The sequence below is a fragment of the Mucilaginibacter phyllosphaerae genome (assembly GCF_004378255.1).
GTDB classification, from domain to species: domain Bacteria; phylum Bacteroidota; class Bacteroidia; order Sphingobacteriales; family Sphingobacteriaceae; genus Mucilaginibacter; species Mucilaginibacter phyllosphaerae.
This window is the reverse complement of the sequence record NZ_SNQG01000009.1, coordinates 1-26002: the sequence shown is the minus strand read 5'-3', so window position 1 is coordinate 26002 and position 26002 is coordinate 1. Positions and strand designations below refer to the sequence as shown.

The 26002-nt window shown below is 41.5% G+C and carries 19 protein-coding genes; 15 read left to right on the top strand and 4 right to left on the bottom strand.

What is annotated here, in order from left to right; genetic code table 11:
* Window positions 1-17: 17 nt before the first annotated feature.
* The 5 genes from mnmE to E2R65_RS19350 all read left to right on the top strand — a co-directional run bounded on the left by mnmE (window position 18) and on the right by E2R65_RS19350 (window position 7738).
* Window positions 18-1382 (top strand): tRNA uridine-5-carboxymethylaminomethyl(34) synthesis GTPase MnmE, encoded by a 1365-nt coding sequence (mnmE, locus tag E2R65_RS19370; protein ID WP_134338153.1) that lies wholly within the window; start codon window positions 18-20, stop codon window positions 1380-1382.
* A gap of 362 nt (window positions 1383-1744) precedes the next feature.
* A complete protein-coding gene (locus E2R65_RS19365) occupies window positions 1745-2314 on the top strand; it encodes a helix-turn-helix domain-containing protein (protein ID WP_134338152.1) in 570 nt (189 codons plus the stop codon).
* The gene (locus E2R65_RS19360) at window positions 2314-3456 is read left to right on the top strand and encodes a site-specific integrase (protein WP_134338151.1); all 1143 of its coding nucleotides are present in this window, start codon (window positions 2314-2316) and stop codon (window positions 3454-3456) included. Before E2R65_RS19365 ends, E2R65_RS19360 begins: the two co-directional genes overlap by 1 nt.
* Before the next feature lie 357 nt (window positions 3457-3813).
* On the top strand, window positions 3814-4632 hold the full coding sequence (locus E2R65_RS19355; RefSeq protein WP_134338150.1) for a Hachiman antiphage defense system protein HamA: 819 nt from the start codon (window positions 3814-3816) through the stop codon (window positions 4630-4632).
* Window positions 4622-7738: a DEAD/DEAH box helicase gene (locus E2R65_RS19350; protein WP_134338149.1), complete on the top strand. Its 3117-nt coding sequence runs from the start codon at window positions 4622-4624 to the stop codon at window positions 7736-7738. The genes E2R65_RS19355 and E2R65_RS19350 overlap by 11 nt, the downstream gene beginning before the upstream one ends.
* A 42-nt stretch (window positions 7739-7780) precedes the next feature.
* Here the strand turns inward: E2R65_RS19350 and E2R65_RS19945 are convergent, their stop codons facing one another.
* Entirely contained in the window at window positions 7781-8056 is a 276-nt protein-coding gene (locus tag E2R65_RS19945) for a sigma-70 family RNA polymerase sigma factor (RefSeq protein ID WP_262712275.1), read from the bottom strand.
* 65 nt (window positions 8057-8121) lie between these two features.
* Here E2R65_RS19945 and E2R65_RS19340 point away from each other — a divergent pair, with 65 nt between their 5' ends.
* Genes E2R65_RS19340 through E2R65_RS19330 form a run of 3 tightly spaced genes read left to right on the top strand, consistent with a single transcriptional unit; the run spans window position 8122 to window position 13543 of the window.
* Window positions 8122-10758 carry a hypothetical protein gene (locus tag E2R65_RS19340; RefSeq protein ID WP_134338148.1) on the top strand — a complete coding sequence of 879 codons (2637 nt, stop codon included), beginning with the start codon at window positions 8122-8124 and terminating at the stop codon, window positions 10756-10758.
* An 8-nt stretch (window positions 10759-10766) separates the two neighbouring features.
* Window positions 10767-13130 carry an amidohydrolase family protein gene (locus E2R65_RS19335; protein ID WP_134338147.1) on the top strand — a complete coding sequence of 788 codons (2364 nt, stop codon included), beginning with the start codon at window positions 10767-10769 and terminating at the stop codon, window positions 13128-13130.
* A gap of 5 nt (window positions 13131-13135) precedes the next feature.
* Complete coding sequence (locus E2R65_RS19330; protein WP_134338146.1) at window positions 13136-13543, top strand: hypothetical protein; 408 nt, start codon at window positions 13136-13138, stop codon at window positions 13541-13543.
* Here E2R65_RS19330 and E2R65_RS19325 read toward each other — a convergent pair.
* Window positions 13526-14311, bottom strand: a complete 786-nt coding sequence (locus tag E2R65_RS19325; RefSeq protein WP_134338145.1) for a hypothetical protein — start codon at window positions 14309-14311, stop codon at window positions 13526-13528. The two genes, E2R65_RS19330 and E2R65_RS19325, sit on opposite strands and share 18 nt — an antisense overlap.
* A 149-nt stretch (window positions 14312-14460) precedes the next feature.
* Between E2R65_RS19325 and E2R65_RS19320 the strand changes: the two genes are divergently transcribed.
* The 5 genes from E2R65_RS19320 (at window position 14461) to E2R65_RS19300 (ending at window position 21611) form a co-directional block, all read left to right on the top strand.
* On the top strand, window positions 14461-15681 hold the full coding sequence (locus tag E2R65_RS19320; RefSeq protein WP_134338144.1) for a hypothetical protein: 1221 nt from the start codon (window positions 14461-14463) through the stop codon (window positions 15679-15681).
* A 145-nt stretch (window positions 15682-15826) separates the two neighbouring features.
* Window positions 15827-16855 carry a PIN-like domain-containing protein gene (locus tag E2R65_RS19315; RefSeq protein ID WP_134338143.1) on the top strand — a complete coding sequence of 343 codons (1029 nt, stop codon included), beginning with the start codon at window positions 15827-15829 and terminating at the stop codon, window positions 16853-16855.
* Window positions 16856-16858: 3 nt separating this feature from the next.
* Window positions 16859-19114 carry a helicase HerA domain-containing protein gene (locus E2R65_RS19310; protein ID WP_134338142.1) on the top strand — a complete coding sequence of 752 codons (2256 nt, stop codon included), beginning with the start codon at window positions 16859-16861 and terminating at the stop codon, window positions 19112-19114.
* Window positions 19115-19119: 5 nt separating this feature from the next.
* On the top strand, window positions 19120-20487 hold the full coding sequence (locus E2R65_RS19305; RefSeq protein ID WP_134338141.1) for a DNA double-strand break repair nuclease NurA: 1368 nt from the start codon (window positions 19120-19122) through the stop codon (window positions 20485-20487).
* On the top strand, window positions 20484-21611 hold the full coding sequence (locus E2R65_RS19300; protein ID WP_134338140.1) for a DNA methyltransferase: 1128 nt from the start codon (window positions 20484-20486) through the stop codon (window positions 21609-21611). Before E2R65_RS19305 ends, E2R65_RS19300 begins: the two co-directional genes overlap by 4 nt.
* A gap of 31 nt (window positions 21612-21642) precedes the next feature.
* Here the strand turns inward: E2R65_RS19300 and E2R65_RS19680 are convergent, their stop codons facing one another.
* Window positions 21643-21789, bottom strand: coding sequence for a hypothetical protein (locus E2R65_RS19680; RefSeq protein WP_158285301.1), 147 nt, complete (start codon window positions 21787-21789; stop codon window positions 21643-21645).
* A 108-nt stretch (window positions 21790-21897) separates the two neighbouring features.
* A complete protein-coding gene (locus tag E2R65_RS19295; RefSeq protein WP_134338139.1) occupies window positions 21898-22914 on the bottom strand; it encodes a hypothetical protein in 1017 nt (338 codons plus the stop codon).
* A gap of 115 nt (window positions 22915-23029) precedes the next feature.
* Here E2R65_RS19295 and E2R65_RS19290 point away from each other — a divergent pair, with 115 nt between their 5' ends.
* Together E2R65_RS19290 and E2R65_RS19285 are read left to right on the top strand one after the other, a co-directional pair.
* On the top strand, window positions 23030-24127 hold the full coding sequence (locus tag E2R65_RS19290) for a Fic family protein (RefSeq protein WP_134338138.1): 1098 nt from the start codon (window positions 23030-23032) through the stop codon (window positions 24125-24127).
* Window positions 24128-24221: 94 nt separating this feature from the next.
* Window positions 24222-25802, top strand: a complete 1581-nt coding sequence (locus E2R65_RS19285) for a type I restriction-modification system subunit M (protein ID WP_134338137.1) — start codon at window positions 24222-24224, stop codon at window positions 25800-25802.
* Window positions 25803-26002 lie beyond the last annotated feature (200 nt).

Here is a 26002-nt window from a genome sequence, read left to right as displayed (position 1 = left end):
AATGACGTAATGATCCAATGATACAACAAGAAGATACGATAGTAGCACTTGCTACACCAAACGGAATAGGGGCAATAGGCGTCATTCGGCTATCCGGCCATGATGCTATAACTATTGCCCAAAAAGTATGGAAAGGTAGGGATTTGACCAAACAGGCCTCGCATACGCTGCATTTTGGGCGGATTATAGACGGAGATATCGAGCTGGATGAAGTGGTAACGTCTTTGTTTGTAGCGCCACGGTCTTACACCCGGGAAAATGTGGTGGAGATCTCCTGCCATGGCTCCAATTATATCATCGAATCTATCATTAAACTTTTTATTAAAAATGGCGCACGCGCAGCTAAAGCAGGGGAGTTTACCTTAAGAGCCTTTTTAAACGGTCAGCTTGATCTGTCGCAAGCCGAAGCCGTTGCCGACCTGATCGCATCTAACTCCAAAGCATCACAGCAAATTGCTTTGCAGCAGTTACGCGGCGGGTTTAGTAATCAATTACAGCAACTGCGCGATCAATTGGTGCAGTTTGCTTCGCTGATAGAACTGGAACTTGATTTTGCAGAAGAAGATGTAGAATTTGCCAACCGCGACCAGCTAAAGCAATTAACACACACTATTACCCGGGTAATTGGTAGCCTGATACAATCTTTTGAACTTGGTAATGCTATTAAAAATGGTGTGAATACGGTAATTGCCGGTCGGCCGAATGCCGGTAAATCAACCCTTTTAAATGCCTTACTCAATGAGGAGCGGGCTATTGTGAGCCATATTCCCGGTACCACGCGTGATACTATTGAAGAATTACTGAATATACAGGGCATCAACTTCCGACTGATAGATACTGCCGGCATCCGCGAAGCTACAGACACTATAGAGCAAATAGGGGTACAGCGTACCATGGAAAAAATAAGCCAAAGCGCCCTGCTGATTTATGTTTATGATGCCGGCGAAATAAGCATTGCCGACCTTAATAGTGATATAGAAAACCTGCAAAAGCCCGGTATAACCATGCTTGTTGTAGCCAACAAAGCCGATTTACTGAATGACGAACAATTAGCTGCGTTGCCGTATACCGGTAAAACTATTATTATATCTGCCAAAGAAAAACAGCATATTGATGAACTGAAGCATGAAATATATAATGCTGCCATAAAAGATCAGCTTACGGGTCACGAAACCCTGGTAACCAATATCCGCCATTTGCAAGCCCTGCAAAAAACCGAGGAAGCCCTTATAAGGGTATTAGAAGGTATAGACTTTGTAACATCAGATTTTCTTTCCATGGATATCAAGCAAGCCCTTCACTATCTTGGAGAAATAACCGGTGCGGTTACCACAGATGATCTGCTGGAGAACATATTTAGTAAGTTCTGTATCGGCAAGTAGTCGATATAAATTATTGATAATCAATTAGTTATAAATTGAAAGCAGAAAGCAAAAATCGTCATTTTATTTTTCTAAATATCAAGATATCAGGTCGTTATAAATAAGACCAATCGGTATATTTACGCTTTTTGTTACTATTTGAAAGTAATTTCGTTGCTTTTTTGGTTCCCAAATTATCTTTTGTTCCTCATTTTTAGGTTACTTGTAAATCGTTGTAACTATCAGTAACTAAATAGCACTAAACGATACTAAATGCCACAAAACACTACAATTTAGGGAGAAACAACGACGGATATCGTTTGCGATGATTTTCTTGGGGCGAGTGTTAATGTGGATAATTAGATTGTGGAAATTTAAAATACATGAGTTCAAATTTCACGATCCAAAGAAAATGTGTGCATTGTAAACAAACATTCAATGCCAAAACCACTGTCACCCGATTTTGTGGCAAGCTGTGTAATAAACGGTATAACGCAGCAAAACAAAGAGATGAAAATATTGAAGCGGAAAGTCTAAAGCCTATTATTTTGTCCGCTCAAGCGACGCAACCTCTTAAAAATGTTGAGTTTTTAGATACTCAAAAAGCTGCACTACTGCTTGGCGTATCGCGCAGCTTTATTTATCATTTAATAAACACTGGTAAACTCGTCGCTTACAATCTTTCCGTCCGCAGAACAATCATTCTAAAAAAAGACATTGAGCAACTATTTCAGTCAAGGTCACTTATGGTAACTCTTCCAAAAAGGCAAATATTCAAAATGCCGCCAATAGGCGACTGTTATAATATGAGCGAATTACATGCGAAGTATAAAATCTCAGAAGGAGCGATTTATAATTTAATCAAAAGAAATAAAATAGATAAATTTCAGGTAGGCCGATTCACTTATGTTGCCAAGAAAAATATTGATTCAATTTTACTTAATCAAATCTGATGGCAAACGTAACTATAAGAAGAAAATCGCTATCAAAGAACCGCCAGTCACTTTACTTGGATTATTCACCACCCGTATTCAACTCGTCTAAAAATAAGCTTCAGCGATATGAATATTTAAAACTGTTTATTTATAATAAACCTAATAGTAATATTGAACGAAAGCATAATAGGGAGACAACAAAGTTAGCTGAGTGGGTTAGGCTCAAACGACATCTTGACGTACAGAGTAACAGGTTTGGATTTTTATCTGAATCTAATAGGGGAGGTGATTTTATCAATTACTTTAAAAAATATACCGCAAGGCGTCAGAAATCGGATTCTGATAACATGGCGATGGCTTTTCGGTATTTTGAAGATTTTATAACCACCAATAACCTAAAAACTTTTGATTTGGATGGATCAATATCTGAGGGTTTTAGATCTTATCTTTTGGGTGGTCCTGGAATCAGCTTTAGAGAAAAGCCAATTTCAAGAAATACGGCCGTTAGTTATTTTGCGAAATTTCGATCTGCTTTAAAAGAAGCGTTTAGTAAGGGATTGCTGGCAGAAGATCTTTACTCGTTAATCAAGCCCATAAAAACAAACGAAACACATCGCGAACGTTTGGAGTTGACAGAACTCCAAACGTTAATATCGACGCCAATGGAACCTGATGTAATTATGCGTGCAGCAATATTTTCTGCTTTAACAGGTCTTAGATTTTCAGATGTTAAAGCTTTAAAATGGTCTGAACTACGAGGTCAGCTCGGTAAGTACTACTTACAATATCGCCAACAAAAAACGTTGGTTGCTGAATACATGCCAATTTCTGATGATGCTGTTAAATTAATGGGAAACAAAGGAAACCTTCACGAAGCAGTTTTCAAAAACTTGAAATACTCTTCGATCAGAATTTTCTTAATAAGGTGGCTCGCAAAGGCCAGTATTAAAAAGAATATAACGTTCCATTGTTTTAGACACACCTATGCAACCTTACAACTTGAATTTGGAACTGATCTTTATACCGTTTCTAAGATGCTTGGTCATAAGCATATTAAAACAACGCAGGTTTATGCCAAGGTGGTGGATAGTAAAAAGGATCAAACAATAAATAGAATTAAGGTAAACATAGGAAAGCTAAATGTTGTTAATTCGGTTTAATGCTAACTTCGAAAGGGCGGGTTAATTCTGGCCTTTTTCATTTTACATCGTTCAAATTTGTTTACTGAATGGGTTTTTTGGGTTCTTAGTTCGAACCCAAGTGGACATCTCTTGCCACTAATTCAACCGTTTCATAACCGACGTAAGAAAAAACAATAATGGTTTTATCGTCGGGAACAGTGAAGACTTAAGTTCCTCCAGTAAGATTTGAATGTCCTGCTCTTGCATATAACAGTAAGGCGCCAAGCCTATAACCATGGGGTATCCGGAATTAAAATAAATCATCTAAAGCTGTACTCTGCTAATTATTGCTACCTTACAATTTTAACTACCTTAGCAATAACCTAATTTTATCCTATGCCCTGGTCCGGTGAACACACCAAATGGTTCAAACAGAGAACCTCCGCTTTAAAAACCGCGGACGGCTCTGACGTTACCGTACTTGATTTTAAACCTGATTTGAAGGACGCCAAAGCCATGAGCGCTTGGGCTAAACATTTTCGAAATCATTACGTGTTTGATACCGAGATCGATGCGTTGAGACAAGGAACATCATTAAGCAGGACCGCATATATCAACCAATTGAAATTTCCGACAACTGATCCGGGTTTGGGACCGGGAATACGTTCTGGCGATTTTGGCGAAATACTCGTGGCTGATTTCTTAGAGTATCATCTATTACATTGGGTACCGCGAACGCGGTATGGCATCAAAACGATACGCGACGAATCCTCTAAAGGCTCTGACCTGATCGGATTTAAGCTCTTTGACAAAAAGCAAAGCCCGAAAGATATTCTTACGATAATCGAAGCAAAAGCACAGTTTTCAGGAAAAAAGGCTAAGCCCAGACTTCAGGATGCTATAGACGGTTCTGCAAAGGATGCCGCCCGACTGGGCGAATCCCTAAATGCGATAAAACAACGGCTGTATGACAAGGGATACACTGATGAATGTGCTGTAGTTGAACGTTACCAAGATCCAGTCAGTAAGCCGTATAAGACGCAATATGGCGCCGCAGCACTTTTTTGTAATGCTGCCTATGAAGATACAGCAATTACTACCGCAACTGGTGTTGGGCACCCTTATAAAAAAGATCTATTCTTAGTGCTGATCCGCGCGGATGACTTCATGGATTTGGTACATCACCTTTACGAATTAGCAGCAAATGAGGCCTGAGAACGAATCCTTAACTCTGCTCGGCGTAACGCGCGCCCGGGCTAAAATGTATGAATACGACGTCCCCGAATCAGCGTTTATCAAAATAGTGCGCCGTCCGGAAGAACTGTTATTAATCACCATCGCGATACTGGGTGATTTTAATAACCGCAGCCAGCAAACTGATTTCGAGCCGCAGGAAGAAAAACAGAACATGCTTTTTTCTGCACAGTTTTTTGACGCCTTCCTCAATTCCCGCTTAAATCATAACATCGGCAATTACCTCCTTATCTTAGGGTCAGCAGCTTATTATCTTTGTGATCTGCCGGGAAGTTCAAAGGTACTGATCGGCCAGGTAGAACCAAAATTCCCTGATATAGAAGCTGATGGGCTGGAATATTTGTTAGTTGGATTATTACGCGATTCATTCGATGACCTGCCGACACTGCCGGAAACATTTTCAGCGGCGATCAATGATTTGGTGCAGGCTTTTTTAGGCTTCAAAGCCACCGGGACGGAAGCTGATGGCTGTCAGAGGCAAATACAAAAGTTGAAACGTTTAATTTACCAGTCTGGCACCGACCGTCAATTGCTGTTGATCGATACCATAAGCAGTGTAATGGAGAAACGTATCCGGAATTCCAGTTGGACCTTATTACCGGCGTTCACGACAACCGACCTTGAGGCTTGGCGGAATGTTATAAATAAACCTGATTTCATAAAGGAGTTTTGGCCTGCACAGATATTGCTCGGGGAACAGGAAGTGTATAAAGGAAAATCGGCGGTCATACAAATGCCGACAAGCGCCGGTAAAACACGTTCGATCGAACTGATTTTGCGGTCTAACTTCATTACTACGGGAAGCGGTTTAGCCGTCATAGTCGCGCCGTTCAAAGCGTTGTGTAATGAAATAAAACATACCTTACAAACCGCTTTTGCCGGAGAGCTAATACGAGTGGATGCCCCTTCCGACGCTTTTCAACTTGACTTTGATTTTGCCGAAGAATCCGAGCAGGACCAAGCGCAAGTCATCTTAATCCTTACGCCGGAAAAATTCTTATATATGATCAGGCAATCACCTGAAATGGCAGATGATATTGGCTTATTGGTTTATGATGAAGGTCACCAATTCGACAACGGAAGCCGTGGTGTTACCTATGAACTATTGTTATCCTCCCTTCGTCTGGCGGTTTCGCCGCAAACGCAGATCATCCTGATCTCGGCTGTTATCCAAAACGCGGAGGCTATCGGAGATTGGCTCATGGGCCAAAACAAGGAAATTGTAGATGGCGTTAATCTGCTGCCCACTTACCGAACGGTCGGATTTGTGAGCTGGAATGATACCCTTGGAAGAATAGAATTTGTGCGACCCGATGATCCTGATACCGATGATTTCTTTGTTCCACGCGTTTTGCAAATCAGTACCTTGAACAGTAAAAAAGGTGAGCAAGCCGCACGCCGCTTTCCCGATAAGACTGATGGAAAGTCGATTGCGGTGTACCTCGGACTCAAACTGGTCAAAAACGGCGCGCTTGCCATATTCTGTGGAAAAAAAAGGACAGTTAATACGATTGCTGAACAAATTTCCGATCTCATTGACCGGCAATTTCAGGAAAGCTGGCCGTTGGATTTTTCGTCCGCTGAAGAAGTGAGCAAACTTTTATTACTGCACACGGAACATTTTGGAAAAGATCACGCGTTGACTAAGGTCGCTGCGGTAGGGATTTTCGCCCACAGCGGGTTCACACCTCAGGGCCTAAGACTTGCGATCGAGTACGCGATGCAGCAAGGTTACATTCGATTTCTGATATGCACGTCAACCATCGCACAGGGAGTAAATCTTCCGATTAAATATTTGATGGTAACCAGTTTTTATCAAGCTAAAGACCGGATCAAAACCAGGGATTTCCACAATCTCATCGGCAGAGCAGGACGGTCTGGTATACATACGGAAGGTAGCGTCTTATTTACCGATCCGCAGATCTATGATAAAAAAGCGTATCATCAGGATCGTTATAATTGGAATCTCGCTAAAGGGCTGCTGGACCCCAGTCGTTCGGAGCCTTGTACCAGCATGATTCTAACAATATTTGATCCGGTACGAAGCGTCGATGGAAGTCTGGCACGCCGTATGGATGCAGTTGAACTAACCAGGGCATATACCCGAGGCGACGAGGCGGTCACTAATTTCATTGCGGAAATTTACAACAGGCGTAGATCGACAAGGTTTCCATTAGCCTTTGTCGCTGATCAAATTGCTTATAAACTGACTATATTCTCAGCAATCGAAAGTTATTTGTTGGCGCACTGGGAAAGTGGCCGCATGGATAATACTCGGGAAAGTATCGCTCAACTGACAGAAGCGACCTTAGCATTTGCACTCGCTGATGAAGACCAACAGGAGGGACTGGTATCGCTGTTCCAGGTACTGGCTGATCACGTAAATACTGCCGTACCATCAACCGCCAAAAAGGCCAGGTTTGGAAAAACCCTTTTAGGCATTAACCAATTGTTGGAGATTGAAGTGTGGGTTGAGGACAACAAAGAACAACTGGCAACCATCAATGATCCAGAGGAATTATTAGCAGTTATTTGGTCTCTGCTGGAGACGCAATTAAAGCACAACAATTTAAACAAGCTCTCACCTGCTGCTTTGCATTATCCCCTCGCCCTTGACTGGCTTCGCGGCGCGAGTTATCAAGCTTTACACAGCTCCTTAGTGAAGCAAAATGCATTTATCCGGGCAAATACGCAGAGACGTAAAATTACCATCGAGATCGTTGTAGATATTGTTGATGGGGCATTCGGCTATGATAGTACTTTGATTTTAGGAGCTATTGCCGAAATTCTGCGGCTCGAGAATAACGAGCTATACGAAGAAGTTTTGCCATTGCTTGATCTGTTGCAAAAAAGGCTTAAATATGGTTTGGACTCCCGGTTAGCCATTGCGTTTTATGAAGCCGGCTTCGCTGATCGCATTATCGCCGCGGAACTGGCGAACAGGTTTTCCACGTTTCCAGTGCAAAGAATGGTGCTGCTTAGAGAGATTAAAAATAATAGAGCGTTGGTTCGGGCAGCTATTGGCCAATATCCCAGTTATTTCGAATATGTTCTCGACCAATTATAGTTAGACAAGTAATCGCCAAAACTCATAAAGTCATCATACATATTAATAATGTATTAATATCAGGATATAAATCAAGACGCCTAATTTGACCCGTAACACTTTTAAAGCACCGGACACTTGCTTTTTTACGGTTTCTTCCGATGTGCCAAGTTGTTCCGTGATCTCCTTATAGGTCCTGGTTTGTTTGCGGCTCATTTCAAAAACCTCCCTCATTCGTGGCGGCAATTCGGCAATCTCCTTTTCAATCAGTGCCTTTCTAAAGCTTAAGCGCTCATTGGCGGCTTTGTAGTACGATGAGTGCCTAAAGTTATGAGGAATTATAATAATAATATTAATTTCACTGCTTATTAACCTAGCAATTTATTCTAAATCTTATACTTAACATGGCCGAACAAATCATTATCGACTTACACAATAGTGCCAATGCCAAGGAATTTGGCGGTAACCTGATCCACCAAATGGAATTTCAAACCGTGACAGGTTGGATTGATAGTGAATTAAAAAGGAAAGCTGTCGCCGACGGAGAGCGGTTGCATGAAGCGATCACGGTACTTGGAACCAGGGGTAGCGGAAAAACCACTTTCTTAATGACCATTTTGAAAACATACAGGGACAATCGTTTTGAAGTATGCGTACTTGATATTATTGATCCGACGCTCACGGAAGAAAAAGGGCATATTTTTTTGGATATTATTTCCCGCATCAAAGAAAAAGTTGAAACCGCTTTAGCGGGAAGCGATGTCAATCCTGAGAGTACGGTTTATTTAAAAAAGAAAGAGTGGCAAGACCATGTACAGCGGTTAGCTCATGGCTTACCCTTACTGGATGGTGTGGGTGGCGAAATGACCGAAAATAGTTGGCAGGATGCTGAATTTATCATGCATAATGGATTAACGGCGGTAAGATCCGCCAGATTGTTGGAACACAACTTCCACCGGGTGATTGAAATGGCGCTTGATATTTTAAAACAAGAGGCGTTTCTGATCACGTTTGACGATATCGATATCGATTTCCGAAAAGGCTGGCGGGTACTGGAGACGATCAGGAAATATTTTACAACGCCGAAGATCGTCACCCTGATCAGTGGCGACATCCGGCTTTATTCGAACGCTATCCGGAAACAACAATGGAAAAATTTTGGTAAAGCCCTGCTCATTAACGAAGGTGAGCATTTAAATAAAATCTCCAACTTTAATGATATGGTCACCCAGATGGAGGGCCAATACCTTCAAAAGGTCATGAAATTGAACAGGCGGGTCAATTTGGCGCCTTTGAATGAAAAAATGCCCATTTATGAGCACCGATTTGATATTATGATCAAAAGCTCAAAGGGGGACTTACTTGAAATTCAGGGTTATTATGATCTGGTCTTGCGTAGCTTTGGGATATCCAGCAAGTCGCAGACGGAGATATACCGTTCATTTTTACTCAGTCTTCCCATTAGGAGCCAGATCCAATTTATGGCCGCCTTTGACGAGGGCGATGAATTATGGTCCAATAATTTCCATATCACCGATGCATTCTTAAACGACCTTTACGAAAAAGACGTTGATGTTAACCTGATTTACAGCAACGCTAAATTTCTCAATACCGTCATTTTAAAGCTTTTATTGGATGCCGGTATTTTAGAAGAAGGTTATCAATTGCAGCCCACGTTACAAAACCATACGCTCAACGCTTGCTTAACGGCTTTGAGTTTCCTTTCCGCGCAAAAGTTAAAGCGCGATCCTTTCTTGGTCTTTGATTATCTAATTAAACTTGGCTACACCAGGAATTTAGAAACGGCTTTTTACGCATCTAAAGATGGATCTAACGCTGCTGTGCCATCTATTAAAGGATTGATCGATCATTCTGGACTATTGCAAGATAAAGTGTTGCGCGATGCGGTCGGTTTGATGAATGCTTATACACGCGCCGCCTTAAATAGTAATCGGACGACGGAAGATGCCTGGGGTGGAACGATCCTGCTGTACACGCTTAATTCGATCGCTAAACAAGACCGGGCAAAGATGTCTGACCGCATTGATATTGCTTTTGAAGGTTTGAACCATAAGCACATCGCTTATATACCGCTGAGCATTTGCCAGTCGACGACCAAACAATCCGGTTTATTGGTATACTCTTTTTATAGTCTGTTAGCGACCATCGGTGAATTGTTGCGCAAGAACACAGATATTGAACAAGGGCTTTATGAGTTCTCACAATTACGGTCTTACCCTATGCCGGATTTTACGGCGGGCTTGAACAGCCGTGGTGATTCATTCTCCGTAGATGAACGTTTAGACGAACGCTATCATCGGGGCGATTCCTTGCATATGATGGACAGGATGATGTCAGAGTGGGCAAGTCAGTATAAAGGTATGTTGATCTCCCCTCATCTGTTGGGGAAAATCTCCACACGTTTTTTTTATGCCCTACTAAATATTGAGCAAAGTGGTGGCCAGGAAAATCTTGGCGAACTATTCAGTATGCAGATCGTGGCTTTTTTGAATGCAACGCTGATTGAAGAGGCCAAGGAAAGCCCGGACAAGATTTTTCGGGGTATCAATTTGAATAACGTTAATACCAGTCCTAAAATATTTCTGGATAATTTGAAAAATATGCAGCGTAGAGAACCATCAAGGCAGCAACTCAAATTTAGCCGTTGGTTATTTTCCTGTCCCTTATTCTTAGTTTATTTGGATCCTGGTATTGTGGAACATCTGCAAATGCAGGCAGAAATATTTCCCCAAGGACCGATATTTGAGCTCTCTGTTTTCCGTGGTTTGTGTAACGTTTCTTTTAAAAGAAACTTATTGGCAGAAAGCAATGATGTGCTACCGTACGATGAAATTATCGCCCGGTTGCGAAGTGACAAAGTCCCTTTTAAATATTTTGATGCCTCGCCGAAAGGTTCAACTATAGCTAAAAATAAATTTATCCAAAGTAATTTAAGAAGCCAGTTTGGCGGCCGGTCATTTACTTCCGGTGAATTACGTGATTTCCGTACCTATCTTAAAAATAATAAGGTTTCATGGTAAAATCCTCTATGCTTAGACACCTTTTAAGCGATGAGGAATCATTGTCTTGGTATGGATTGGGAAAGCCCAGCCGCGCCGACGAGGTGATCCGGCGACTGCTGTTGTGTGAAAGGCTTGGTAACCGGAAAATGCCGGACCATTATTACCGGTTACAGCAAGAAAATGATTTCGATGAACTCAAAACTTTGCCGGACCTGTTAAGAAAAGGGCTGTTTCGGCTCGGTGACCAGCATTTGGAAATGCACAACAACCGAATTCATGTCCAGCCCAACCGTTTGAATGAGTGGCAACAACTCATTACTTTTATTCCGCCGCTCGTGCTGCAATGCGCCTTTTTACATATCAAAAGACCATTTACTGATTTGAGCGCGCCGGGTCTTTTAGCGTATAAAAATGACGTCCTGTTACCCAATTTTAAGTACACGGCATTACCTTACCCGCGAGTACCACAGATCGAAAGTTATCTCGCGTCCAATAAGGGTTTTCATGATCTCCATATGCACCTCAACGGCGCAACTGAAACAGATATGACCTGGCAGGACCATTTGTTGGTCCCAAAAAAAATCTATGAGGAGATGACCCAGGGGTTTAGGAACGCTAAAGTGAAAGAACAGTTCGAACAGGAATCCCGTCTCCTTGAACCGCGAAAGTATTTTAAACATATCCTGATCGCCCGAAAAATAAAGACGATATTATACGACATCGTTATTTTGGGCCGCAACAGATCTGGCAGTTCGGTGGATGCCATTTTTCTAGCGCTGGTTAATGATTTGGAAAGCGATACCACGGTTGCCACTTACGAAAACCCATTTTCCGGGCTCATCCATGAAGATCCGGCTTCGGGAAAACCGATGTTGGCAGAGGCGCTGTTCTACATCCAAATGTTTAATTATATGGCGACACAGCCCCGAGATTTCGTCGCCGCTCTTTTTCATTTCTATTTATTGATCCTCGGGCTGTGTAACCGCTTGTTAGTCCAGCAAGTCCATCAGTACGGATTTGAACAGTTCCAGAAACATACGTTGAATGGCCTTCGGGAAATCAGTGAAAAACAATACCGTAACCGATTTTTCCAGTTACATGGCAATGAACTTCGCAACCTTTGTTTTTTGGAGGGGCGTTTTTCGCCAAAGGAAACGGAAAAAGAAACGTTGAATTTACTTACGAGTATTAATTCCGGCTGGGACAAACTGAAGGTAGGTATTCAGCAAAGCAACGCGCAGGTTAATTTGCCTGAGCTGAGCTTAACCGCTCATTTTATAAAAAAAGCAGAAACTGATCCGGATGATTTTATCCGCTTTTTGCAATTGCGGTTTTCGGTTTGGAAAAAGGCCAAGGTGCTGGCCTTGCTGAAAAAAAACAATGCGAAATTTGTCGAAAATGTAGTTGGCATTGATGCTGCCTCCAGCGAGTTCGACACCCCGCCCGAAGTGTTTGCACCGGCTTTCCGGTTACTCCGGCGAAAAAAATTTGATCATTTTACTTTTCACGCGGGCGAAGACTTTTTTCACCTGATCAGTGGCATGCGAGCCGTCTTTGAAGCGATCGAGTTCAATGAACTGCGCACAGGTGACCGGATCGGTCACGCCACAGCGCTCGGGCTGGCTACTCGGCAATGGTGTGATGCCATGGGGCCGAAAATCTTAATTCGACAGGGCGAATGGCTGGACAACCTCGTTTTTTGCTATCACCTCTGTTTGCAGTCTAGCCATATTGCACTCAAAAAACGAATGCCGGAATTGATCAATGCCATTCAACATTATTCATGGGAAATATACCGGCATTATTATTCCAGCGCGGTTTTAGAACGGGCCTGGCTGGCCAGGAAACTTTGCCCTGTCTTACTTTTTAAAGACAATGTAGCTGACGCCAGGTTAACCAGCGTTTTTGATGAAGACGAATGGGCCCAAATAAGGTCTGAGGGTTTTTCGCCTGCTGACGATGTTTATCAAATATTGTTTCATTACCATTTGAAAACCAACAGGGCACATTTTGATAAAATAATCAGCATCGATACCGAGGAAATATTTCCAAGCGACGAACTTGAATTAGTCCAAAAGGACATGCTGGCGTACATGCACCGAAAAGAGATCGTTATTGAAACCCTGCCGACCAGTAATGTTAGAATAGGACATCACTACGATTATGCTACTTATCAGCTTTGGAACTGGCTAAAATGGAGCGATGAAGGCATTCCTATGCCACCGGTAGTCGTGGGCACAGACGACACCGGCATATTTGCGACAAACATCCTTAATGAATTTGCCAATATCTATTGTTATCTGACCTCTTCCGGAAAAATGAGCCACAACAAAGCCATTGAGGTTGTCGCCAAGCTGGATCATAATAGTAGTGTTTATAAATTTATTTGAGCCAAATGGATGATAGGGAACTGATCGCAACGGAGCGGGAACGTGTTTTAAAGCTATTTAGCAGTAAGCATAAAACTGGATTTAATGACAAGATGGAATTTGCGGAATGGTTTACTAGCCGACTGGAAAAACAAAATTTTAGCTGTTATTATTGTGAGACCTCCATATTGGAAATAAGATCGTTGATCGATAATGGTTTATTAAAGACCCGGAAAACCGGCTATGGCTGGCGTGGACCTGTATTAGAAGTCGATAAACGCAGCAATCATTTAGGCTATAATCCTGAAAACTGCGTACTGTCCTGTTATTATTGTAACAATGATAAAAGCTATACGCTGGATTCAGAAGCTTATAAGCGGTTCTTTGGTCCGAATCGAAAGGTTTTTTTTAAATATTTAGCGACGCTTCAATAAGTTCCGCAGTAATGAAAAATCAAGGTCAAGCTTGTTGCCTTCTGGCTGAATAATATTAACCTTTTTTTGGAGGTCTTCCATTTTCCAGAGCAGTTCCCACGTTTTTTCATTGGCTTGTTTCCCTGTTTCCTGTAGTAGCGATAATCGGCGTTGAAGCAGTGGGTTGACCAGGTTTTGGCTGTCTTGTATCCATGCCAAGAATGCGATAAGCATATTGGTAGTGTGCTGAGGTTCGAGGCGGCACACAGCAGTATACCATTCGCTGAAATTTTGGTGGATATGGCCGCCGGTTTGGTGGCGGATCTTTTTGACTTCGGTACCGACCTTGAAATCGTTGACAAATTTGCGCCAGGCGGTACTGACGCGCAGGTGTGCGGCCTGGAGTTCCGCACCGGCTTCGGCTGCTTCGTTTTTGATCAGGAGTTGTTTATCCTGAAAAGCAATATAAGTTTCATAGATGATGAGATAGGCGCTTTTCATGTAAAAGATCTGTTCGAGCCGTTGTTTGGCCAGGTATAGCGCGCTGACGACCACACTCAGGTCGGTGGCCGCAATACAGAGTAACGACGTGGTCATGAGCAGGCCTTTCAGTTGCTGGTACCCCATGGTTTTAAAGAGTTCCGGGTTGCGCTCTTCGAGCAGGTTCAACGTGGCGGACCATTGTTGCTGCTGGTCCAACTGCTGCGTATAAAGCGCAAATCCTTCCTGACAGATTTCATAAAGCCGTTGACCGGCGGGGTCTGTTTCTATAATGATCTGTGAATTCATTGCAGTAGGCGTTTAAAAATAATAATCGAGAACGCGATGGCAAACATCCACGAAATACTCCGAACCTCTCTTCTCTGCAAAATTCTTTAGATATACCCTCGGTACATAGTGCTGGTTCATTGACCGTGAATTTACAATAACTTTACGTCATGGAAGAACACTACTGGAAATCAATAGAGGCAGAAACTGACATGATCAATAATTTAAGGGCGGTACATCAGGGAAATGCGGTTTTGAACGGGCATCCATGTCAGGCGGAGTTAGACTGGGCCGGCGATAGACCGACAATTAAGATCAGTCGTATCTTCAACTCGGAACTGGATGATTGTGTTTTCAATCTAAAAACAGCGACAATGGATTTGGTTGTGGAAGGCATGATCACGGGGCAACAAAATACGGTCAATGTTGTGGAGGGCTGGAGTAACCGTCATTCTTCCGGCAAGGTCCAACGCATTAAAAGCGCTGCATGGCCTGAGGATGCTATAGGTTTGTATCGCACTTACTATCATCTGGCGAGTAACCGCTTGTTATATGACTATTTTGGTATTAAAGAAGCCGTACATTTTACAGCGAATGAAGTGGAATACCGGCTGACTTGTCACGATGCTTTTCTTATTGTCGAAGCGCTCGAACCCGTTGCTTATCCTGTTTACGCGGAGCAGGTTTATAATATTATGGTGGCGCTTGGCTTTGTTACTGGTATTTTTATTCAGGATCATAACTATACGTTCTGTGTAAATGAGCAGGCTGCCCTACAATTTTTATATAGAAAATTGAGACAAGGCAGCGATTCCATGTACCATGCCCTGACCTGGAATGCGTATGGCTATCAACACTTGCTGGGCCGCAGCAGCGCCGAAGCTATTGCGAAGAGCGAAATATTAAAACCCTTAGATGCAGCATCATTTGGCCGGCTGGCAGAACTGACCAATAATCACCATGCCATCCAGTATGCGCTGGTTTTATTTAACGAGGCTAATAGTAACAAACTCTCGTTGCTGATCAAAAATAGTTGCTTCTACACCGTTCTAGAAGTGCTTCGAAAGTTTTTCCATCACGTTTTCGAAGCGAACATGCCTAAGGGCTATTCTAACTTAGGCAACATACCCAAATTTAAAGTCGTGTTTGGTCAACTGGCGGAAGTAACTACAATAGAAGAAATCATGTTAAAAAGGCGCAATTCCATCTTACACGGTGAAGTAGAAGACCTGGAGGGTCATGAAATGATCGACCTGATGCAAATGCAAATCTCCCTGATCTATAAACTAATGATGAGCTACGTCGGCTTTGATGGCTATGTCATCGATCATTGGGCTTTACGAAATAACCAACCATCGCACGCATTCGTAAAAGTTGTACCCTTATCTTAGAACAAAATTAACTGGCATCCGATAAAATAATTCGAAATGAATAAAAATTATATTATTTTGCACATTAAACCATAAAATTCAAACTACTCCGGAGCTAGTTCCAACCTGTCCTAATTAATAACCTTTCCAATTATCGTTTTCTAAAATGCGTGATCAATTCAGTGAATATTATCAGATACCAGACACCCAACTATCGGCGCACTGGAAGAATGATATTTTTTGTTTTGACGCCAATGTCTTATTAAATCTTTATCGGTACACTCCTGCGACTAGAAAGGCTTTTTTTGATCTGCTTGGGAAAATTAAAGATAGAATTTTTATTCCTTACCAGGCCGCTTTTGAGTATCACAAGAACCGGTTGATCGTAATTAGCGCACAGAAAGCTGCCTATAAAGATATTAGAGAAACATTGCTGAAGAAAAAAAACGAGATCGAGGCTAAACTTAATGAATTTAAAAAACACCCCTATTTGCGTTCAGGTGAGCTGACGATACAAATTGAGTCAGCATTCGATGCCATCGGAAAGGATTTAGACAAGTTGGAAAAAGACCATCCTGATTATTTGGCGCATGATCCGGTTTGCGAGGAATTAACCTTGTTACTCCATGGAAAAATAGGTGATGATTTTTCAACGGATGACCTTGAAAAGGCTTACCGCGAAGGAAAAAAAAGATATGACGAGAAAATTCCGCCTGGTTATATGGACTTTAAAGAAAAGCAAAACGAGGGAAATCGTTCATTATATGGCGATGTGATTTTGTGGAAACAAGTGATCTCTAAGGCCAAAGGCACAGAGCAGTCTATTATTTTAGTAACGGATGATCTTAAAGAGGATTGGTGGTATAAATTCAAGGGTAAAACGATTAGCCCCAGGCCTGAGTTGATAAAGGAATTCAAAAACGAAACGCAAAAAAGGATTAATATTTACCGAGCCGATACTTTCCTGGAAATGGCTAATAAAAACCTGGCACAGCAAACAACCAAAGAAGCTATTCTGGAAATACGTGATATTCGCCTGGCGGATGAACAGGATATTTTAACCCGATTAAAGGAGCGATTTTCTTTAGCGAATATGGAGGAAATAGCGTCAGAGAACGATATTAATAAAGGTTCAAAAAAATCGACTGCGTTTGAGCAGGCGATCAGCGATCTTGCGGACGAAAACAGGACTTAGAAAATGGCAGATACATTTGAAAATGCAATAAGTGGCCTTCAAGATCAACAACCGAACTGGAATGCTAAAACCATTTTTTCCAAATTGATCCAGAAAGATCAGTTAGTGGGCGACCTTTATTCCATCAACTACGAGGAGGGTAAAGTGTTGGTTCACGACTTTTACCGTCAAAAAGTTGGCGGTATACCTAGTTTGAGCTTTTTGATTGCTACGAGAATTAATATAGAGGAAGAAATTGACTACAAGAGCGAAGATGCATCCATCATTCTGTTGCGCGTAATGGACTCTACTCAAATTCCACAGGATAAAGAGGCCGAAAAAGTCAGGATTGAAACGGCCCAACGGATCAGTGGTGAAGCAGACAAACATTGGGATGGCGAAGAAACGATGGACCTGAAAACCAGGCATATCTTTAGCTATGCAGGCGTCGCGTGCCGCATTATTGGAACATTTTACTTGGAAGAAGATATCGTAAAGCCAAGTTCAGGATTGAAACTTAAATTCGGAAGCGATATTTCCAATTATTACTCTAATAAAGGCTTTAAAATTTACAAGCCCAATGGCGATGCCTTAGCAGAAATTGTGAATTATTGCGACCCATCTAACCTGAAAGCACATATAGACCGCTACGGAAATACCGAGCGCGTTAAATTGGGGCATGTCCGTTACGCTTCCACAAACAGGAAGCATCAGAATATTGATGATGTTTCAGTGTTTATATATCCGGCCGACTTACTGTCTCAAAAATCTGCACTGTTCGGGATGACCCGTACAGGAAAGTCCAATACCACAAAAATTATCGCCAAGTCCGTTTTTGAACTGCGAATGCCGCAAAAAGAAAAAGATAAGAAATTGCGTATCGGGCAAATCATATTCGATCCCAATGGTGAATATGCTAATGAAAACGCCCAGGACCGGGATGGTAAAGGTAATCCAAACGCGCTAAAAAATGTTTGGAGGCAGATTCCAGCCTTAAGGGAAAAATCAGATAAGCTAAAAGCGGCGTATATAGCCGAAAATGATCCGGCAAAAAAGAAGAAAATATTTTCAGATGTAAAAGATTTAGCGGAAACTGAAGTGGTCACTTATGGCATTCTTCCACACCCTGAAGATCCGTTTCGGCGCCTGATGAAGCTGAATTTTTATGAGGAGGAAAATATTCAGATCGGTAAAGAGATTATTGATTTTAAGATTGCTGATCAAACGGCTCAGTATTTTAAAAACTTTCGACAGATAGAATTTTCCAAACCGGTTGAAGCAGAATTTGATAATACAAACGAATATCAAGGGCAATTAAGGCGTTATAACAGGAGGGTTTTGATTTATAGGGCTTTACTTAACAAAGCAGGGTTCACACCGCCGAACCGGAATGTAAACATAACTGGAGTCTTTAGTGAAATGTTGCGGACAACTATGATTCAACATGAAGATAAAAAATCCGTAAAAAAGCAGGGCGCCATTAATGCTGCGGGGCAAACCCTCGGTCTGCAAAACGTAAGCTGGGACAGTTTATTCTCCGCATTTCAGGGGTTATTTTATTTTTTGTCGACTGCGGACTACAATGCGTTTAACTTACAATATATATCTAGTAGTAGTGACGACAGTGCTGATTCAACGGGAGAAGGCTGGGCCGAAGCCGAATTAGAAAGTTTACTGGAAATGTTCAACTACAATAAAGCGATCAATTTAATTGGTGGGGTTAATACTCAACACACGATTACCATTGGTACCGATTATGCGCAGGATATTTATAATGATTTGCTGTTAGGAAAGTTGGTGATCGTTGATCAGTCCAGCGGCGAACCGGAACTGAATAAATCTTCTGCCGACCGAATTATGTGGCATATATTCAAAGGTAATCAAAGTAGCTTCCGCGCGGGTGCGGAAAATATACCCGAGATATTGGTTTATTTGGAAGAGGCGCATAACATCCTGCCCGCAGGTAATGATCTCGACCTCTCCGATATTTGGGTCAGAACGGCGAAAGAAGGCTCGAAATACCGCATTGGAATGGTCTACGCTACCCAGGAGGTCAGTAGCATTCAAAAAAATATATTAAAAAATACGGCCAACTGGTTTATCAGTCATTTAAATAACGCTGATGAAACCAAAGAGCTTTGTAAATATTACGACTTTGCGGACTTTGAACCATCAATACGAAGGGCGCAAGACAAAGGGTTTCTTCGTGTGAAAACGCTAAGCAACATGTTTGTCATACCCGTTCAAGTTGATAAATTTGAAATTAATACCACTAAGTAATAGGTATGGCTGACAGTAATTTTATCAGTGGACAAAGCTATGAACCCTTAAGACGGCTTATTTCAGATACAAGGCTGCAGGAAATCTTGGGTCAAATTCGAATTAGGTCCACAGGTGAAACTGTCGATTGGAGCGAACAAACGTTAAGCCCAACAGATTTAGAGTCTTCAACCTGGCAGCCAAAGCTTTTAATAGCGATTGATGGGGATTATAGTAAGTCCATCGTGGAAAACGGGTATCCAGGTGCCGAGATCGGTTATGTAACTGTTTCTACAGTGGTCATTCTACTGGACAAGGTAAGAGAACTCGAAAAATCAGCATTTATCGATCCGAAAAAATTTCGTGAAACCGAAAGGCCGACATCTGTTGATAGCATTTTTGTAGGCTGTAACGTTGTTTTAGACGGAGAGGATTCAGTTAAATCTTCTATGCGGAAAATGCTATACCAGGTGCTGGGTAAATTTCGGATTTTTGATAACACAGAAACCCTCTTGGAGACTTTCGAAGCACTTTTGAAGGAAAAGCCGGGTGGCAGGGCTGGCAAATGCCCGCATGATAACTGCGAAGCAGATTATGAGTTTAGCATTGGAGAATATCAGTGCAAAGGTTGCGGAGGAAAGCTTTACTCTACTGACTCGCTACGTTTACACGAATTACAGAACCCTTCAGGAACAAATGGGGAAATGTATGGACAGATTATGGAAACTTTGAAAAAACTTCAGTTGATCCACCTATTGAGATCGTTTGAACAGGAGCCCAAATATTTTTCATTCTTCCGGGACATGGCATTTTTTATTGAAGGGACTTTAGCCGTATTCAGTACCGCATCCTGGTTAGCTAAGCCCATAAGAACTGAATTGGAACGTTTAAATCAAAAGATAAAGGACGAACTCAATTCAGAATTGATCATTTTAGGCATAGAACGTACAGGTAACTTTGTGAAGCACTTTTCGGACATTGACACAAAAAAAACCGGGGAGGATGATAACTTCCCTGCACAATCCATTTTCTTGCTTAATAATGATTATATCAAAAACAATATTGTTTTCAATGACAACCCAAATTTTGTTTACCTGGAAGACACCGCATTTGGACGCAAGTTTTTTTATAAAACAAAGGCCGGTTACCGGGTCGTCGCTTCTCTCGCGACATATAATAACTATCAATCAAATACGCAAACATCCTTTCCTGCTCAATTTCCACGTTTAGCGGATGTAGTAGGCCTACTTGATAAACTGGTATCTAGTCGTTATGAAAACTCCGTTACGCCATTAGCAGCGGCGCACGCTGAAGCGGCAATCCCTTTAAACTTGGGCAAGTCAATTTTCGAGGATATAGCCCGTCAGATTAACACACAATCAACCCCCTCATGATAGCGATCGCTGACGTAGTTAACGGATATAAACTTGCTGAAGCGCGTTGGGCGCGGTTTGGGCCTTATTATGCGATGTTCCCTGTAGACTTTGCGTTTGAGATCGTCTCCAAATATTCCCAAGACGGCGATTTTATTATTGATCCGTTTGCTGGTAGATGTTCCAGTATTTATGCGGGCGGCGTATTAGGCAGGCATAGTTTAGGAATTGAAATTAACCCTGTTGGCTGGCTTTACGGGGCTGCCAAATTAGGCCCTGCAGACCAGCAAGAAGTGGAGGGGCGCCTTGAAGAAATTTATAAAAAGAGAAACTATTACGGAAAAGCCGTCAACAAAATGCCGATATTTTACCGTATGTGTTATTGCGATGAGGTTTTAAAGTTCCTGATTTCGGCACGAAAAAATTTAGATTGGAAGAATGATGGAACGGATGCAACCCTGATGTCTATTTTGCTGGTTTACCTTCATGGTAAACTTGGTGAAGGGGTTTCCAATCAAATGCGGATGTCCAAATCGATGGGACAAAATTATTCAATGAAATGGTGGACAAAAAAGGGGCTTACCACTCCACCTGAAATTAACCCCTTAACTTTTTTTAAGAAAAAGATTTTTTGGAGGTACGAAAAAGGCAAACCCAAAGTCTTTGATAGTCAAGTAATTTTTGGCGATAGCACAACCGAATTAGAAAAAATAATTAGCCGATCACAGGAAACGGGCATTAAATTTTCGTTACTATTCACGTCACCTCCGTACTATTCGGTAACTGACTACCATGCCGATCAATGGCTACGTCTTTGGATGCTTGGGGGAGCGGAAGTCCCAAAATTGCTAAAGGATAGGCATAAAGGAAGATTTGATTCAAAAGACGAATACTATAAACTGTTAGACGCAGTTTTTGCAAACTGTGCTGTCATCATGGAGGAAGAAAGTACCATATATGTGAGAACAGACAGACGAGAATATACTTACCAATCCACATTGGAAATATTGACAAAACACTTTCCAGATCACGAACTTTCTATAATCGACAAACCTTACAAAAAAAGAACCCAAACGGAAGTGCACGGGAATAAATCCAGCGAAACAGGTGAGATAGATATTGTTTTAACCCGCACGAAAAGCTAAGTCTGACAGCTTATCAATCAGCAACGTGGAATTAATCAAACAAACCGGCTTTAAAAAGATTGTCGCGCCTGACGGTACTTTTCAAATCATGCTGCCGCCCATCTGGCGGTATTGGGTGTTGGAAGACCGGGTGCATTGTTTCGAGGATAATAAAGCGGACGATGATGATTGTTTCCAATTGTCGTTGATCCCTGTGACGGCGGATGAGCGGCCAATGTTCCGCAGGCCAGTTCCAAGTTGCGCATGAACTGGGAGCATCTAAAAATTTATAAATCCTTACTGACTATTAAAAATTAAGTAAAGGGTCTTCTGATATACGTTTTTGCTTAGCCCAGTTCAGCCATTCTAAAAAAGCTGAAGTATGGGTTTGTTTACCTACCAACTCAGCCAAATATTCATCCAATACTTTTAATTCTTTCCAACGCAATGCATCTTCAATTAATGTTTTAAAGGCCGATTCTTCAGCTTGTTGATTTTTCATCAGGAATGCTTTTTGATTTTGTAAAGCTTCTTGCTCTTCTTTTTTAGTGGCGTCTTCTGCCCAGCTCCGCTCCAGTTGCCGGGCCGACAATTCCATGTGGTTCAATATTGCTAAAATTTGGTCTTCCAAAGGCAAACGCCCATCTTTCCATTCTTTGCCTCCCCACCAATCCATTCTAAATGCCAGTTGTCCGGTGGGTTCTAATTCTTGAACATAATACTCGCCTTTTTTAGGAAGCTTTTTGCTGATTTCTCTTAAACTAATACGATCCCGTACTTTTCGTAAATGAACATAAGCTTCTCCATCTTGGATTGTGATTTCATAACCGCGCCGTTTCCAGCATTTAACCAATGTGTCCATTATTCTTAAGGCACGCGCTATGTTTGATTTGGATACCCGTATGGGAAGCTGATCCGTTTCTGTGCTATGCATATCTTTTTTTGACCAAGGCGTTCTTTTTAAACCATTCTCTGCAACTACAATTAAAGGATCAGGGTTAATTAAACGGTCTGGAACTTTAAACGACAATTCATTTTCTCCCGGGAACATGATAGGAGGGTCAACTTTGTAAATTTCTTTTTCTTCAATAACTATTTCTTCAGAGAGTTCATTTACAGAGGCTGGAGGCAATGGCGTTTTTGTAACCTCTTTGCCGAATTGTACTCTCGACCAATGCCCCTGTTCAGGCAATGGAATTTCAAACTTTACGCAATAGCCGCGTAGTTCTGAGGGTTTGATTCCCAGTTCTTCTGCTAAATGCGAAACAGGTTTCTCCCAAACTAAATCATAAATTTCTTTGCGGGTAAGATTGAGGCTTTTCATAATCAACTATTAAGAAGTAATTTTTACTTGTTCGATGTAGTGCGGCGAATAAGTATCGTAAAGTCCGCAAATTTGCGGAGAAAATAAATATATTTACCGCACAATTGCCAAATTTATGTATATCCATCAATTAAAAGACTGGCCTTCGTTCACATGGGATGCTGAAGCAATACATGTCCGTTTAGGTGAAGTACGACATAGGCAGGGACGTATATTGGGATTAATGAGTTCTGCCGGTTTTAAGATGCAGGAGAATACAGTATTAGATACCCTGACATTAGACGTCACTAAATCAAGCGAGATAGAAGGGGTGAAGCTTAACACCGATCAGGTTAGGTCTTCAATAGCTCGCAGGTTAGGTATAGAAATAGCCGGGGCTGTGCCTACTGATCGAAACGTTGACGGAGTAGTGGAAATGATGTTGGATGCAACCCAGAGTTATACTAATGATTTAACTGCGGATCGATTATATGATTGGCATGCAGCTTTATTTCCAACTGGAAGAAGTGGTATGCATAAAATTGCCGTAGCTGCCTGGCGGACTCCTGAAGCTGGACCCATGCAAGTTGTTTCAGGAGCAATGGGAAAAGAGAAGGTGCATTTTGAAGCACCCGCTGCTGAGAAATTGCCAGTTGAGATGGATATGTTTTTAAAATGGTTTAATGCTGAACCTACTACCGACGCGGTATTGAAAGCAGCAATAGCACATTTATGGTTTGTTACTATCCATCCATTCGACGACGGCAATGGGCGTATAACCCGGGCTATTACCGATATGCAATTTGCTCGTGCTGATGAAACGGCTCAACGTTTTTACAGCATGTCTGCACAAATATTAAAGGAAAAGGCTACCTACTATGAGATGCTGGAACAAACACAAAAAGGCGATCTCGATATAACCCGTTGGTTGAGCTGGTTCTTTGATTGCTTATTTAATGCTATGGATCACACGGAAGAGACTTTAGCTGCAGTTTTAAACAGAACTCAATTTTGGGAGAAGAATCGCGAAGTTTCGTTAAATAGTCGCCAGCAATATATGATCAGCAAGTTGCTTGATGAATTTCACGGAAAGCTAACCAGTACCAAATGGGCTAAGATGACGAAGAGTTCACCGGACACGGCATTAAGAGATATACAAGATCTTATAGAAAAGGGCATATTGGAGAAAGAAACGGGCGGAGGACGAAATACAGCTTATAGTTTGATAGCTTAACCAATCAAATCATGGTAATTTTATTATTTATCATTTACTAATCCTTAGTTTTACATTGAGGACATAAAACCCTTAATGTTACCAAACCCAAATCATGAGTGAAGACCAAAAAAAACAATTAGAACAGCAACTTTGGAACATAGCCAATACCCTCCGTGGTAAGATGAATGCGGATGAATTTCGTGATTACATATTGGGCTTTATCTTCTACAAATATTTGAGTGAAAAAATGGAAATGTTTGCAAATGACATTTTGCAACAGGACAACATCCGTTTTAGTGAGATTACCAATAAAACGGCAAATGCTAGTGAATATCTTGAGGCGATCAAGGAAGAAGCACTTGAAAAATTAGGCTACTTTTTAAAACCTGACGAGTTGTTCTCAGCGGTTGCTTTACGAGGCAATAGCGGTGATGATGAAAGTGTTGATCAGAGCAGTGCAAACTTTATACTGGGCGACTTACAAAAAATACTCACTAATATACAGTTGAGTACAATGGGTACCGAAAGTGAAGAGGACTTTGACAATCTGTTTGAGGACATGGATTTGAACAGTACCAAATTGGGTAAAACGCCAGATGCAAGAAATAGTATTATTGCCAAGGTACTGGCACATTTAGACAAAATAGATTTTGAATTAAAAAACACGGAGCTTGATGTTTTAGGTGATGCATATGAATATTTAATCGGGCAATTTGCAAGTGGTGCTGGGAAAAAAGCAGGCGAGTTTTATACTCCTCAAGAGGTTTCTAAAATATTAGCAAAAATAGTAACTACAGGTAAGCATAAGCTAAAATCGGTATATGATCCTACATGTGGTTCGGGGTCTCTATTATTACGAGTGGCACGTGAGGTAAAAGACGTAGGTAATTTTTACGGGCAGGAAATGAACCGTACTACTTATAATTTGGCCCGAATGAACATGATTTTGCATGGTGTGCATTATCGCAAATTTGACATTAAACAAGAAGATACGTTAGAACGCCCACAACACGGCAATCAAACATTTGAGGCGATCGTTGCCAATCCACCTTTTTCGGCTGAATGGAGCGCTAATCCATTGTTTTCATCGGATGATCGCTTTAGCCAGTACGGCAGATTAGCACCAGGCAGCAAAGCCGATTTTGCTTTTGTACAACACATGATACATCATTTGGCTGAAAATGGTATTATGGCTATTGTTTTGCCACATGGCGTTTTGTTTAGAGGTGGGGCCGAATTACACATACGTAAGTATTTAATTGAACAAAAGAACTTTTTAGATGCCGTAATTGGTTTGCCAGCTAATATATTTTACGGTACCAGCATACCAACCTGCATTTTGGTATTTAAAAAATGCAGGGAAAACCCGGATGATATATTGTTTATTGATGCGAGTAAAGGGTTTGAAAAGGTAAAAAATCAAAATATGTTACGTGAAGAACATATTGATAAAATTGTTCAAACTTTTCGCGACAGAACAGCAATTGAAAAATATAGCTACAATGCGCCGTTAAATGAAATAGCCGAGAACGAATATAATCTCAATATTCCTCGCTATGTGGATACTTTTGAAGAAGAGGAAGAGATAGACATACAAGCTGTTATGCTGGAAATCAAACAACTGGAAGCCCAAAGAACCGAACTTGACAAAGAGATTGATGTGTATTTGAAAGAATTAGGACTTGTATTTTAATTTTTCAGAAAATCCTTTATGTTAATAGTAGTTACAAATAAATAGTCGAGATAGTGGCGATAAGAAAAGATGATATCAGGGTTCCAAATTTGAGATTCCCAGGGTTTGAGGGAGAGTGGGAACAAAGAAATTTGAAAGAGCTATTTACAATTGGAAGTGGTCGCGATTATAAACATTTATCAAATGGCGATGTACCGGTA

What these genes read in the sequence shown, in the direction of transcription:
- E2R65_RS19335 (WP_134338147.1), top strand. Translation starts at nt 10,767, where the DNA reads ATGCTTAGACACCTTTTAAGCGATGAGGAATCATTGTCTTGGTATGGA.
- E2R65_RS19315 (WP_134338143.1), top strand. Translation starts at nt 15,827, where the DNA reads ATGCGTGATCAATTCAGTGAATATTATCAGATACCAGACACCCAACTA.
- E2R65_RS19310 (WP_134338142.1), top strand. Translation starts at nt 16,859, where the DNA reads ATGGCAGATACATTTGAAAATGCAATAAGTGGCCTTCAAGATCAACAA.
- mnmE (WP_134338153.1), top strand. Translation starts at nt 18, where the DNA reads ATGATACAACAAGAAGATACGATAGTAGCACTTGCTACACCAAACGGA.
- E2R65_RS19340 (WP_134338148.1), top strand. Translation starts at nt 8,122, where the DNA reads ATGGCCGAACAAATCATTATCGACTTACACAATAGTGCCAATGCCAAG.
- E2R65_RS19325 (WP_134338145.1), bottom strand. Translation starts at nt 14,311, where the DNA reads ATGAATTCACAGATCATTATAGAAACAGACCCCGCCGGTCAACGGCTT.
- E2R65_RS19360 (WP_134338151.1), top strand. Translation starts at nt 2,314, where the DNA reads ATGGCAAACGTAACTATAAGAAGAAAATCGCTATCAAAGAACCGCCAG.
- E2R65_RS19295 (WP_134338139.1), bottom strand. Translation starts at nt 22,914, where the DNA reads ATGAAAAGCCTCAATCTTACCCGCAAAGAAATTTATGATTTAGTTTGG.
- E2R65_RS19305 (WP_134338141.1), top strand. Translation starts at nt 19,120, where the DNA reads ATGGCTGACAGTAATTTTATCAGTGGACAAAGCTATGAACCCTTAAGA.
- E2R65_RS19290 (WP_134338138.1), top strand. Translation starts at nt 23,030, where the DNA reads ATGTATATCCATCAATTAAAAGACTGGCCTTCGTTCACATGGGATGCT.
- E2R65_RS19355 (WP_134338150.1), top strand. Translation starts at nt 3,814, where the DNA reads ATGCCCTGGTCCGGTGAACACACCAAATGGTTCAAACAGAGAACCTCC.
- E2R65_RS19320 (WP_134338144.1), top strand. Translation starts at nt 14,461, where the DNA reads ATGGAAGAACACTACTGGAAATCAATAGAGGCAGAAACTGACATGATC.
- E2R65_RS19365 (WP_134338152.1), top strand. Translation starts at nt 1,745, where the DNA reads ATGAGTTCAAATTTCACGATCCAAAGAAAATGTGTGCATTGTAAACAA.
- E2R65_RS19285 (WP_134338137.1), top strand. Translation starts at nt 24,222, where the DNA reads ATGAGTGAAGACCAAAAAAAACAATTAGAACAGCAACTTTGGAACATA.
- E2R65_RS19300 (WP_134338140.1), top strand. Translation starts at nt 20,484, where the DNA reads ATGATAGCGATCGCTGACGTAGTTAACGGATATAAACTTGCTGAAGCG.
- E2R65_RS19330 (WP_134338146.1), top strand. Translation starts at nt 13,136, where the DNA reads ATGGATGATAGGGAACTGATCGCAACGGAGCGGGAACGTGTTTTAAAG.
- E2R65_RS19350 (WP_134338149.1), top strand. Translation starts at nt 4,622, where the DNA reads ATGAGGCCTGAGAACGAATCCTTAACTCTGCTCGGCGTAACGCGCGCC.